This window comes from Paenibacillus sp. FSL W7-1279, assembly GCF_037969845.1.
Taxonomy (GTDB): domain Bacteria; phylum Bacillota; class Bacilli; order Paenibacillales; family Paenibacillaceae; genus Paenibacillus_AQ.
Map to the genome: position 1 here is coordinate 7,060,599 of NZ_CP150215.1, position 12,126 is coordinate 7,072,724.

Annotated in this window: 10 protein-coding genes; 2 read left to right on the forward strand and 8 right to left on the reverse strand. The window is 51.1% G+C overall.

Going from position 1 to position 12,126, the window contains the following annotated elements; all coding sequences use genetic code 11:
* Positions 1–30: 30 nt before the first annotated feature.
* From MKY82_RS32010 to MKY82_RS32020, 3 genes are read right to left on the reverse strand one after another with little or no spacing between them, the layout of a single operon-like run.
* A complete protein-coding gene (locus tag MKY82_RS32010; RefSeq protein ID WP_339220419.1) occupies positions 31–1,140 on the reverse strand; it encodes a Ger(x)C family spore germination protein in 1,110 nt (369 codons plus the stop codon).
* Positions 1,137–2,246, reverse strand: coding sequence for a GerAB/ArcD/ProY family transporter (locus tag MKY82_RS32015; RefSeq protein ID WP_194539994.1), 1,110 nt, complete (start codon positions 2,244–2,246; stop codon positions 1,137–1,139). Before MKY82_RS32015 ends, MKY82_RS32010 begins: the two co-directional genes overlap by 4 nt.
* Positions 2,239–3,600, reverse strand: coding sequence for a spore germination protein (locus MKY82_RS32020; RefSeq protein WP_339220421.1), 1,362 nt, complete (start codon positions 3,598–3,600; stop codon positions 2,239–2,241). Before MKY82_RS32020 ends, MKY82_RS32015 begins: the two co-directional genes overlap by 8 nt.
* A gap of 209 nt (positions 3,601–3,809) precedes the next feature.
* Here MKY82_RS32020 and MKY82_RS32025 point away from each other — a divergent pair, with 209 nt between their 5' ends.
* The gene (locus tag MKY82_RS32025) at positions 3,810–5,363 is read left to right on the forward strand and encodes an FAD-dependent oxidoreductase (RefSeq protein ID WP_194539996.1); all 1,554 of its coding nucleotides are present in this window, start codon (positions 3,810–3,812) and stop codon (positions 5,361–5,363) included.
* Between the two features lie 173 nt (positions 5,364–5,536).
* Positions 5,537–5,725, forward strand: a complete 189-nt coding sequence (locus MKY82_RS32030) for a hypothetical protein (RefSeq protein WP_071218804.1) — start codon at positions 5,537–5,539, stop codon at positions 5,723–5,725.
* Positions 5,726–5,850: 125 nt separating this feature from the next.
* Here the strand turns inward: MKY82_RS32030 and MKY82_RS32035 are convergent, their stop codons facing one another.
* The 5 genes from MKY82_RS32035 to rsgA form a co-directional block, all read right to left on the reverse strand.
* A complete protein-coding gene (locus tag MKY82_RS32035) occupies positions 5,851–6,303 on the reverse strand; it encodes a hypothetical protein (protein WP_194539997.1) in 453 nt (150 codons plus the stop codon).
* Positions 6,304–6,492: 189 nt separating this feature from the next.
* Positions 6,493–8,364, reverse strand: a complete 1,872-nt coding sequence (locus tag MKY82_RS32040) for an ABC transporter ATP-binding protein (protein ID WP_339295068.1) — start codon at positions 8,362–8,364, stop codon at positions 6,493–6,495.
* Positions 8,361–10,088 carry an ABC transporter ATP-binding protein gene (locus MKY82_RS32045; protein WP_339295069.1) on the reverse strand — a complete coding sequence of 576 codons (1,728 nt, stop codon included), beginning with the start codon at positions 10,086–10,088 and terminating at the stop codon, positions 8,361–8,363. Before MKY82_RS32045 ends, MKY82_RS32040 begins: the two co-directional genes overlap by 4 nt.
* Positions 10,089–10,099: 11 nt before the next feature.
* Positions 10,100–10,660, reverse strand: a complete 561-nt coding sequence (locus MKY82_RS32050; protein ID WP_071218800.1) for a MarR family transcriptional regulator — start codon at positions 10,658–10,660, stop codon at positions 10,100–10,102.
* 122 nt (positions 10,661–10,782) lie between these two features.
* Complete coding sequence (gene rsgA / locus MKY82_RS32055) at positions 10,783–11,895, reverse strand: ribosome small subunit-dependent GTPase A (protein ID WP_339295070.1); 1,113 nt, start codon at positions 11,893–11,895, stop codon at positions 10,783–10,785.
* Positions 11,896–12,126 lie beyond the last annotated feature (231 nt).

Here is a 12,126-nt window from a genome sequence, read left to right on the forward strand (position 1 = left end):
CTTCCTGTACGATAGACAGTTGTACCTTGTCTAACGTTTATAACCGGTCGACTTTATCCTTAACCTGACCGATACATTAAACTTGACATGGGGGTAAATGGCACGCCATTCCTCCATCTCCGTCTGATTGTTCCAGTGCGTGCCTCCATATCGGAGGCCGAAACCCAGCGGGTCCAGGCCTGTTTTTTGAATCTTCTCCAGCAGTTTTTTTACCGATTGGGATATTTCCTTGCTAAATTGCTCTTCGATCTTACGCAGATCCTTCGGATCCAGTTGTTCGGGATCCTCCTTCTCCTCCAGAATGGCCGTTATCCGAATCTTGTAGTCAATGGTTTCTTCCCCTGCTTTATCCGTTATGATCTTATATCTAGCCCGGGTCCTGTCCGTGTTCACTTCAAGCAATTGGCCCTCAACCCTCGTCCCGAAATTGGTGCTTAAGTTCCGGAGATCGAGCAGGTTATACAGCCTGGTTTCCTCCTGATTCAGAATCACCTTCACCTTGCTCTTATCCATCAAGGCTACCTTGTTGATATTCAGAACTTGGTCTTCGGTCGTTTCCACGACGGGCATAACCGGATCTTCTCCTTCCTCCGTCATTCGGCGGGTCAGATCGAAGGAGTATGTCTTGGTAATGAACGGGGATTCCGTCCCATCCTCACTGAGCGCCAGAAATATCGCGTTTCCGGCGATCCGCTCGGTTGGGGGTTCAGCCTTTAATACGGCTTCCGCTGTAGGAACAGCAACTCCTGGATACATCAGCAGCTGCATGTCTCGCCTCCGAACGGTCCAGTCTTGAATTTTACCGATATTTTCCCGGGCATATGCTTCCCCATACATAACTCCCTTGCAATGTCCGAAGTCAAGCTCCTTATCTACTTTCGATTTAACCTCCCTGATCGCTTCAGCGATGCTTGTCGCTTCCTGCGTAATAAGCAATGACTTCTTATCCCCGGTCTTCGGGTCTCCCGAAGGAATCGCGATTTTGAAGCTGAATCGGTTCATGCCGGGATTTTCCTTCGAGACATCAATGCCAATGGACACAACAAAAAGTCTGAGATCGATATCTCTAAAATCACATCCCGACAGAAACAAAAAAGAGCAGCACATGAGCCAGACCAGCCATCGTTTCAGGTCTTTCATGCCTTCTTCCTCCTTTTCCTCCATACCGCATAGAATAACAGGGCAATGAGCAGGAATTCCCCCGCGAACCGAACATCCAGAAAGACAACCGCCATATCATTTAATATGTATTGATTCACGATAAACGATGTGCCGAAGGTAATCAGGGAAAAGAGGAGAATCACCCACCATTCGATTTTCCTCCTTTTTGTCATCGCTTTGCCCTTATCGACCTTTAATCCGAAGCTTCCCAGGATCAGTTCCTTACCTACATGCCAGTGGATGATAGAGTTCACGAGGGAGAGGCACATATACACCACGTAGAAGACATAAATCATCCGTTCAATGATGAAATAACGAATCCGAAGCGCATCCACCGTCGAGAAGGCAGGATATACGTGTTGTCCGGCGCCCGCAGCGCCCAATATGCCAATGGGTGCAAAGATCGAAACCAGAAGGGTAAGCATACTGACCACCACAATCGCCCAAACATGGCGTACTCGGAACCGGTGAAATATTCGGTTGAATACCACCATGTTCACGTAGCCCGTAAAAATAAAAGTTGCCGCCGCCACCGTTTCATAATTGGGCATATTCCATGCATAGGTTATGATTTGCCTTACGGAATCCCAGCTGAAATAGGGATTGCTGAAGACACGCCATGACATGTAGGCGATGATAGGCACACAGATGTACAGAATCATCTCCAGTGCATAAATAATGGACTCGGAATCCAGCCTCGCGCTAAGTCCAACCACCACCAGAAATCCCACCAGAACAATATAGGGAGACACATCCGGACTGATGTAGCGAGAGGTAATATCAACGAAACTGACCAAGGTAATCACGCTGGAGAAAAACCACGCGAGTCCGTATAAAAAAAGCAGGATGCCGGATACCCACTTGGACATAACCGAGTGAAAAATCTCCGGCAGCCCTTGCCCCGGAAATTTTTGAATCAGCTTTACGAAAGTAAACAATAACAATGTGCCGATTGGAATGGACACAAGAATCGACATCAGCGCACCGTCAAAGCGATCCGTAATCAAGATGCGGGGGACATAATTAATCAGGTTGATGGTTGCATTGAGCAGGAAGAGGTAATAAAAATATTTATTTCTAACCACTTCGCTGATCTCCTTTCTTGTTCCAGTCCACAGCAAACATCTTCAGGTATGGTTTGCCGAAGGACCTGAGGCTCGTAAGGTACATAATCATGGCCACCATCCCCAACACGATACCGACTAAGCCGAATAAGGTGGCCAGTACAATGAACAAATACTTCGTGACACGGATGCCTGAGCTCATCATCGTTATCGGGATCACAAAATTTGTTATCGCTACGGCGGAAACCAGGATGATCATGATGTTACTAACCAAGCCCGCCTCCGTGGCTGCGGTTCCCAGAATGAGACCCCCTACCGTGGTAGCGGTCTGACCAATCGCTTTGGGCAGCCGAACACTCGCCTCCGTCAGAAATTCCATCGCCAGCAGCATGAAAATCACTTCAAAGAAGGACGGATACGGCACCGTAGCCCGGCTTCCGGCAATAAGCAGCGTAACCTGCATCCTCAATATTTCAGGATTATAAGAGGTGAAGGCCACATAAAGGCTTGGCATCAGCACGGTGACAAACAAGGCGATATACCGGATTCCCTTGAGAAACCAGCCGATCGGGGGAAGCTGGATTTTGTCATCCATCGCCGTAAAGAAATCATTGAATATGGCCGGCAGGAGAAGCGCATACCCCGTTGAATCCATCAATACTGCAATCTTTCCTTGGGAGATATTCAGTACGGCCCGGTCAGGTCGTTCGGTTAGCATAAGCGTCGGATACAAACGAAATTTAGGATGCATCGTATGTCTCTCGATTTCGGACGCCGATTGCACAATATCCGCTTTGAGCTCGGACAATCGCTTTTTAAGCTCCTGTAACACCGTTTCCTCCACTTTGCAGGCATCGTACATAATGATGATTCGGGTCTGCGATAGTTTGCCGACGGTCATGAATTCCGTCTTTAAATTCGCGGTTTGGTAACGGTGGCGAATCAGGTTCAGGTTCACCTCGATATTTTCCGTAAACGAATCGTCGGGACCCTGAATGACATTCTCCGTACTGGCAGGCTGAATGGTGCCTGCATTAACCAATACGGCGTCAAACAGGAGCACGCTGTGCCGGAGAAATACGGCAACGCAGCCCCTTAGTATATTCCTGAGCAACTCCTGCTCATCTTTCGGCTCCACGGTTGAGGGAAAGGACCGGAGGAATTGGTCATATAGATCCAAGGATTTCAGTTCATAAAAACGGTTAATCAAATTTTCGTTGACCATGATGGGATCGCACATGCTCTTTAGATAAATCAATAACGTGTGCTCCCCTTCATTCTTCAGCTCGCGCTGCTCGATATCTGCGATATTACGTAGATGTTCTTGCAGACACTTCTTGGCATCCTCTGCCTTTAAATATGGTTCGCTGGTCATGTTACCACCCCTCATTTCACTAAATTCCGAATCTCACGCTCGTTTCCTTAGGTTCTGCACAAATGTCCCAAATTATTTACAATCATCCAGAAAACGCAAGAAAACAGCGAAACGAAATCAGCTCGTTTCTAATCATTCCCATGTGGTAATAATGAAGACAGAGGCAGAGTTTAAGGGCAAGACCCCTAGAAACTGAGGAGGAATCGTGAATGAACCCATCCAATTCATCGTACCAAGGACTGCCGCAATACCCGGTGTCGCTGTGGAGAGCCACTACCGAACTGCCCGACTTCCCACGCTTGGCCGAGGATATCGAAGCGGATGTGGCCATCGTCGGAGCCGGCATAACCGGAATCACCACAGCCTATCTGCTGGCGAAGGCAGGTAAAGATGTGGTCGTCGTCGATGCAGGCCGCATACTGAACGGAACAACAGGTTTTACAACCGCGAAGGTAACGGCACAGCATGGGCTGATTTATCATGAATTTATGAACCATTTTGGAGAGGAGAAGACAAGGCTCTACTACGAAGGAAATCGCGAAGCGATCGAATTCATTAGGGATATTATTGGCGGAGACGAAGGGAAATTCGGGCTGAAGCTGGAGGATGCCTATATCTACGCTCAACAGGAGGACAAGTATCTCACAAAGCTCGAGGATGAAATCAAAGCTTATGAGAAGCTCGGCATTCCGGGAGAATGGCAGGACAGTCTTCCTCTGCCTATGCCGATTCGGGGAGCCATTAAGATGCCCGGGCAGTATCGGTTCCATCCTCTGAAGTATTTGAAACATCTGACGGAACAATTTCTGAAACTCGGAGGGCGGATCTATGAGAACACGACCATGGATGAAAAGGCCGAAACCGATGGACCTATTACGCTGCTGACCAAACGTGGCGGACATCGGATCACGTGCAATCACGCCGTGTCGGCATCTCATTTTCCGTTCGTTGACGAGAAGGGATTGTTCTTTACGCGGCTGCATGTGGAGCGCTCGTACGCCATTGCTGTCAAACCCGAAACCGCCTATCCGGGAGGGATGTATCTAAGCGTGGATCAGCCAACCCGTTCCTTGCGGTCAGCTTCTTATGACGGTGAGGAGCTGGTTATCGTCGGAGGCGAGAATCACCCGACGGGCCGCAGCATCTGTACCCATCAGCATTACGAAAATCTGGAGCTTTTTGCAGGAAAGCTGCTGGGCGCTTCTTCCATTCCATATCGCTGGTCGACTCAGGACCTGATCACACTGGACAATATGCCTTATATCGGGCCGATCACGTCCAGTCAAGACCGGATCTTTGTTGCGACTGGCTTCCGGAAATGGGGAATGACGACAGGCACTCTAGCCGCGAAGATCATTAGCGATCAAATTCTGGAGAAAGAGAACCGTTACTCCGAGGTATACAGCCCGTCCCGCTTCAAAGCGGATCCGAGCATCAAAACATTCGTCGTTCAAAATGCCTTGGTTGCGAAGGATTTTGTGTCCGGCAAGGTGGAAATGTCCCACGCCGATATAACCGAGCTAAAAGCCGGCGAAGGCGCAGTCGTCCGCCATAACGGTCAGCGCGCCGGGGCTTACAAGGATGATCAGGGGAATCTCCATCTCGTGGATACGACCTGTACCCATCTCGGCTGCGAGGTGGAATGGAACGAGGGCGAACGCTCATGGGATTGCCCATGTCACGGATCACGCTATCGCTATAACGGCGAGGTGCTTGAAGGGCCGGCCATTGAGCCGTTGAAGCAGCTGGACCCGGAGAGCTGAACGGACGCCGCGATCCCTCTAGTGACGCCTTGTCTAAAAGAAGTGAAGCCCATGCGAGCTTCACTTCTTTTTTTATAACATGGGACTACATACCGGTTATGACCTAAATCCAACCAATAATAACATATTTCTGGTATAATGAGCTTACACATCGTTTACGGGAGGGACAGCCCATGGTTCTAGGCCCTGAGTATTTGGATCGAATTAAAGAGGACGTCTCGGAGAAAAAAGCGCAGGAGAAGCTGCGCGGTATCCGGCAGCAAAGCCTGCTTAGTGATTTTTTAATGACCCTTGCCGCTGCAGGTGCCTTCATTGTGGTGGCTGCCATCTTTGGTTTTATCTTGTATAACATACGATATTAGAGACCCTTCAACGGTGCCTCCAAGGTAGTAAATACTGAAGCTTATAGTTTCTTACCATTCCAAAAAGGCACCCTGACGGGTGCCTGTGTTATGTTATGACCTGGACCTGGATTACCTATGCAGGCCTAAGCGATTTCTGGTGCCGGTTCCTCGCGGTATGCCTCAAGCGAACGGTCCACGATGATCCGTATGAATTCCGGATCCATATCCTGAAGCCATGGCATGGCGTTATTCCAAGCATTTTCCTCGATTTGAAGCGCGATCTGCTTCTGCTCCCATTCATCCCCCGTTCGATCCATCCTGTCGCAGAGTTCTGTCAGCGTCAGGTCCATCGAATGGCCCAGCTCATGTGCAAATACCACCGCAAAATAGGCAGAAAACAGCTCAAGTGTGCCAAACAGCTGCAGACACTGCTGGCGTATGACTTCGGTATACATCGTCACGCTGTGCGAATTCATGACATATTTCCCGCCGATTAACCGGCCCCCTGGAAAATACGCCTCCATCTCCACGGTGACACTGCTGCCCGACCGACGTAGAAGCTCTTGCGTAATTCGGTTCAGTTCGGACTTATTCAATAATGATCATGGCTCCCTTTAAAGATATAAACATAAACATCATTATAAAAGAACCATATGAAAATGCAATAACAAATATGCCTGCCAGCTTGCTCTCAACCTACTAAAACCTATGATTAATAACCCCAAAAAAAGACCCACTCCGCACGCGGATGGGTCTCTTCTCTTATTATTACATTCTTTGCCTCGCTATCCAGCTTCATGCTGGTCACTGAATTGACTGTTATACAGGTCCGCATAGAAGCCGCCTTGAGACAGCAGCTCTTCATGGGTTCCCTGCTCAATAATGCTGCCCTTGTTCATGACCAGAATCAGGTCCGCATCCCGGATCGTGGACAGTCGATGCGCGATGACAAAGCTGGTGCGGTCCTTCATCAGCTCATTCATCGCTTTCTGGATATAGAGCTCCGTTCGGGTATCCACGCTGCTGGTTGCCTCGTCGAGGATCAGAATCGATGGATTAGCCAGAATGGCACGCGCAATCGTAAGAAGCTGCTTCTGCCCCTGCGATATGTTAGAGGCCTCCTCGTTCAGAACGGTATCGTAGCCGTCCGGCAGCGTCCGGATGAAATGATCCGCGTGAGCCGCTTCCGCCGCTCGGATGATCTCTTGTTCCGTGGCGCCTTCGCGTCCATATCCGATATTATCCCGGATGGTCCCGTTAAAGAGCCATGTATCCTGCAGCACCATTCCAAACAGGCTGCGGAGTTCGCCGCGCCGAAGAGCGGTAATATCCGTGCCGTCTATCGTAATCTTGCCCTTATTCAGCTCATAGAACCGCATCAGCAGATTAATGAGCGTGGTTTTCCCGGCACCGGTCGGTCCGACGATGGCGACCGTCTGCCCGTGCTTCACGTCCACATTCATTTCCTCGATCAGAAGCTGGTCCGCTTTATAGCCGAAACTCACGTTCTCGAAAGACACATCGCCAAGCGGCTTCTTGAGCGCTGCCGGAGCTGTATGCTCTGATACTTCTTCTTCCTCATCCAGCACTTCAAATACGCGCTCTGCCGATGCGACGGTGGATTGAATGACGTTCGCGATATTGGCAAGCTGGGTAATCGGCTGCGTGAATTGGCGTGAATATTGGATGAATGCCTGAATATCCCCGATCTCAATCGCTCTGCGGGTAACGAGCACGCCGCCGACGACACTGACGATCACATAACCGATATTTCCGACAAAACCCATCAGCGGCATAATGGTACCCGATATAAACTGGGCTCTCCACCCGGCATCATAGAGCTTGTCGTTGACCTCATCAAATTGCTCCATGGATTGTCGTTCCCGGCCAAAGGCCTTCACGACCTTATGACCCGTGTACATTTCTTCCACATGTCCGTTCAGCTCACCCAAATGCTTCTGCTGAGCCACAAAATGCTTCTGCGAACGCTTGGCAACCACAATGGTGACCACCACGCTAAGCGGCAAGGTCAGAATAACCACCAACGTCAGCAGTGGACTGATCGTGAGCATCATGACGATGACGCCGACCAGCGTGACAACGGAGGTAATCATCTGCGTCAGGCTCTGCTGCAGCGTACTGCTGATATTGTCCATATCGTTGGTCACCCGGCTCAGCGTTTCCCCATGCGTCCGAGCGTCAAAATATTTCAGCGGCAAACGGCCGAGTTTGTTGTAAACATCCTTACGCAAATCATACACGGTCCGCTGGGCCACGCCAGCCATAACATATTGCTGGATGTATGCAAATAGAGAGCTTAAGAGATATAAGCCTGCAAGCCAGAGCATGATCGTCCGAATAGCGTCAAAGTCGATCCCGGCCCCCGGCACGCCTTGCATCTTGGCCATGAAGCCCTTGAACAGGATCGTGGTCGCATCCCCCAATATTTTCGGGCTCACGATGCTGAATATCGTACTGAGAATAGCTGCAATCAAAACGATCATCAGCTTGCCGGTATGCGGTTTAAGATATCGCGTTAACCGGCGAAACGTGCCTTTGAAATCCTTGGCTTTCTCCCCCGCCATTCCGGGCCCGTGCGGGCCGCCAAAGGGACCGCCAGGTCCCCGGGGATGTCCTCCCCGTTTCTTCTCACTCATGCGATCTCCTCCTCTGACAGCTGCGAGGTAACGATTTCGCGGTACACATCGCTGGAAGCCATGAGCTCCTCGTGCGTGCCGATGCCGGCAATGCGTCCCTCATCCAGCACGATAATCCGGTCAGCGTCCATGACGGTGCTTACCCGCTGAGCGACAATCAGAACGGTAGCTTCCGTCGTTTCCTCGCGGAGCGCTGCCCGAAGATTGGCATCCGTCTTGAAATCCAGCGCCGAGAAGCTGTCATCAAACACATAAATCTCGGGCCGTCGAACCAGCGCCCTTGCAATCGAGAGCCGCTGCTTCTGACCGCCGGATACGTTGCTGCCGCCTTGCGAAATCTCGGCATCGTATCCGCCCTCCATGGAGGAGATGAAATCGGCGGCCTGAGCAACCTTCGCTGCATGCCGGATCTCCTCGTCTGTTGCATCTTCTTTACCGTAGCGGATATTCTCCGCAATGGTACCGGTGAAGAGCAGCGCCTTCTGCGGCACGAATCCGATCCGGCCCCGCAGGTCCTCCTGCATCATGTCCCGGATATCCGTACCGTTGACGAGAATCCGCCCCGATGTCACGTCATAGAAGCGAGGGATCAAGCTGATCAGCGTCGATTTACCCGAGCCGGTTCCGCCGATGATCGCCGTGACTTCACCCGGCCCGGCATGGAAGGAAATATCCGAAATGGCGGGTTCCTCCGCACCCGGATAATAGAAGGTTACATCCTGAAATTCAATCGATCCGTGCTCCACGCCGGCATCGCTCGGCTGTTTCGGATCATGGATCTCCGGCATCATGTTCAACACCTCATTGATCCGAACCGCCGATGCCTGTGCACGCGGAATCATGACAAACATAACGGATAACATGATGAGCGAGAACATGATCATCATCGCGTATTGGAGAAATGCCATAAGGTCGCCGACCTTCATATATTCGCCCTCTATGCGGTGGGCTCCGAACCAGACAATCGCCAGCGTGGCAAAGTTCATAACCAGCATCATGACAGGCATCATCGCCCCCATGATTTTATTGACTTTGATCGAGGTGGCCGTCAGGTCCTCGTTCGCGTCGTTAAAGCGGACGGTTTCATGGTCCATCCGGTTGAAGGAACGGATGACCCGGATTCCGGTCAGATTCTCCCGCAGCACGCGGCTCAGCGTATCAATCTTCACCTGGATCGCTTTGAAGAGCGGAATCCCTTTTTTCGCGATAAGAAAAATAGCCAGTGCCAGAATCGGCAGGACGATCAGAAGCACCGTCGTCAGTCCCGGGTCTCTCGACACGGCCATCACAATGCCCCCGATACACATCATCGGTGCTATCGCCATCATGCGAAGGATCATGATCGTGACCTGCTGTACCTGCGTAATATCGTTCGTTGTACGGGTAATCAAGGATGCCGTACCAATCTTGTCGAATTCCTGCAGCGTGAAATTCTCTACATGGGAAAAGACGCGTCCCCGAACAATCTTCCCGAATCCCGTAGCGGATTTGGAAGCCAAATAACTCGCGGCAATAGAGCACACCATGCCCCCTGCTGCTACCAGGAGCATAAAGCCGCCCACACGCCAAATGTAAGGCACATCTCCCTCAACGATGCCATAATCCACAATGTCTGCCATCAAAGTCGGCAGGTACAGATCAGACAGACATTGGAAAAATGTGAACAGCAGGACAAAAATGACCGCGGTCCGGTACGGTTTCATGTAATGAAACAGTTTTAACAAATCCCCCACCCCTACTCGTTGTCTGATGTCGTTTCATTCGTTTTGCGTTTTTGCTCGTGAAAATGATACACCTTCGTTAACAGCTCCGTCAGTTTGACGCTGTCCTCTTCGCCTAGAAAATCCACCAGCTCGTTAAAATTGTTCTTGACGTTCTGATAGGTTTCCTGGACAACGCGGTGCCCTTCCTCGGTAAGCTGTACGCGAACCGCACGTCGATCCTGCACATCCATCACCCGCTCCACCAGACCCTTGCTCTCGAGAGCGTTAATAAATTGGGTGATCGTCGGTGACGTAACATTCATCATGCTGCTGATTTCGGACACTTTCATGCCAGGACCATCAGGCTCGATATGATGTTTGAGTCCCATCAGAACGCGGATCTCGCCGGGCGTATAGCCGGAAATCAAGTGCTGGTCCCATTCCTGCTTGTGGAACATGCGAATGCTGTATAAGAGCCTGCCGGCGACGCTATCTTCTCGGCTGCCACCCTTCATGCACAGCCCTGCTCGCGATTCCTTTTCCTCTTTCCCGTTGTTCTCATGATGTAAATCTGGATGCTTATCCTCTGCCATGGTCCACCTCTTTTCTGCAACCGCTTCAATAAATAGATAGTCTGCCAATTTATTTGGTTACCTAACTATATACCCGAAAGAAGGCCGAAGTCAAATCGACTCCGGACCTCCCGTAACATCCATTATTCGTCATCGTACAGGAGCTGCTGGTACGTACCCTTGCGGTCTCTGTCGCTCTTCCGTGAGGTCTTGCCTGAACTCTTATTCTGACGGCGAGTGCTGACCCTCTCTTTACGGGCGATATGGGCGAGCTCCCGCTCCGTCTTCTTGTAATTCGCGTATCGTTTCGCATCCAGTGTTCCGTCCTGCAGTGCTTCCCGGACCGCACAGCCGGCCTCCGTCTCATGACGGCAATCATAGAACCGGCACTGCTGGGCGAGCGTGGCAATGTCCGCAAAGGTTGCCTCAAACCCTTCTTCCGAATCCCACAGCTGCAGCTCCCGCATGCCCGGCGTATCCACCATAATCGCGCCTCCCGGCAGCACAAAGAGCTCTCGATGCGTCGTCGTGTGCCGTCCCCTTGCGTCCTCCTCACGTATCCCTTGAACCCGCTGCATTTCCTGACCGGACAGCCAGTTCAGCAGCGTCGATTTGCCGGCACCGGAGGTACCCGTAATGGCGATTGTTTTCCCTTGCACCAGATACTCCCCAAGCTGCTCCTTCCCTTGATCCATCAAGGAGCTCACCGCATGAACCGGCACGCCCGGTGCAACAGCCTCTACCTGCGCGACATAATCTTCCGGCGATTCACATAAATCCGCCTTCGTAAGGAGCACGACGGGTGCGGCTCCGCTCTCCAAGACCGCAATCAGATAGCGTTCAATCCGGCGGACATTAAAATCCTTGTTCAGCGCATTAATGATAAACACGGTATCCATGTTTGCGGCAATGATCTGCTCATCCGGGATGCTTCCCGCTTCCCTGCGCGTCACCGCGGACTTTCGGGGGAGCAGTTGATGAATGACGGCACGGGATTCTCCTTGCAGCGGCTCCACCATGACCCAATCGCCAACAGCGGGAAAATCGCTTTTGCTGGTCGCTTCGTATTCGTATTTGCCCGTGACTATCGCGGATTGCTCTCCATCTTGCGTAATAATGCGGTACTGCTTCGAGAATTGGGCTGTGATGCGTGCAGGTACCAGCGCTTTATCCTGCTGCGGGATCTGCCCGGCCATCAAACTCCAATGTTCATTCCATCCATAGGCTTGCAGCATGGTCATGTCTTGTTTAGTCAAATTCGTTATATCCCCTTATCTTTATTGGATTGGTTGTTATCAAACACAAAAAAACCGCAGATTTGTATCCGCGGCTAATCTGAATATATACAAGAAGAAGGCATCAAACCCCGTACGGCCAAGCCGATAAAGGTCATACCAAGCCCTTGCATAGACACAAAAAACCCGCAGGATACCAAGCACGGTCTCCTGCGGGCTCTTTCAGTATGGAGTTAAAGACAAGTATAGCTA

Excerpts from the sequence above, each read along its gene's own strand:
- MKY82_RS32010 (WP_339220419.1), bottom strand. The coding sequence starts at position 1,140 with ATGAAAGACCTGAAACGATGGCTGGTCTGGCTCATGTGCTGCTCTTTT.
- MKY82_RS32020 (WP_339220421.1), bottom strand. The coding sequence starts at position 3,600 with ATGACCAGCGAACCATATTTAAAGGCAGAGGATGCCAAGAAGTGTCTG.
- MKY82_RS32025 (WP_194539996.1), top strand. The coding sequence starts at position 3,810 with ATGAACCCATCCAATTCATCGTACCAAGGACTGCCGCAATACCCGGTG.
- MKY82_RS32030 (WP_071218804.1), top strand. The coding sequence starts at position 5,537 with ATGGTTCTAGGCCCTGAGTATTTGGATCGAATTAAAGAGGACGTCTCG.
- MKY82_RS32040 (WP_339295068.1), bottom strand. The coding sequence starts at position 8,364 with ATGAGTGAGAAGAAACGGGGAGGACATCCCCGGGGACCTGGCGGTCCC.
- MKY82_RS32050 (WP_071218800.1), bottom strand. The coding sequence starts at position 10,660 with ATGGCAGAGGATAAGCATCCAGATTTACATCATGAGAACAACGGGAAA.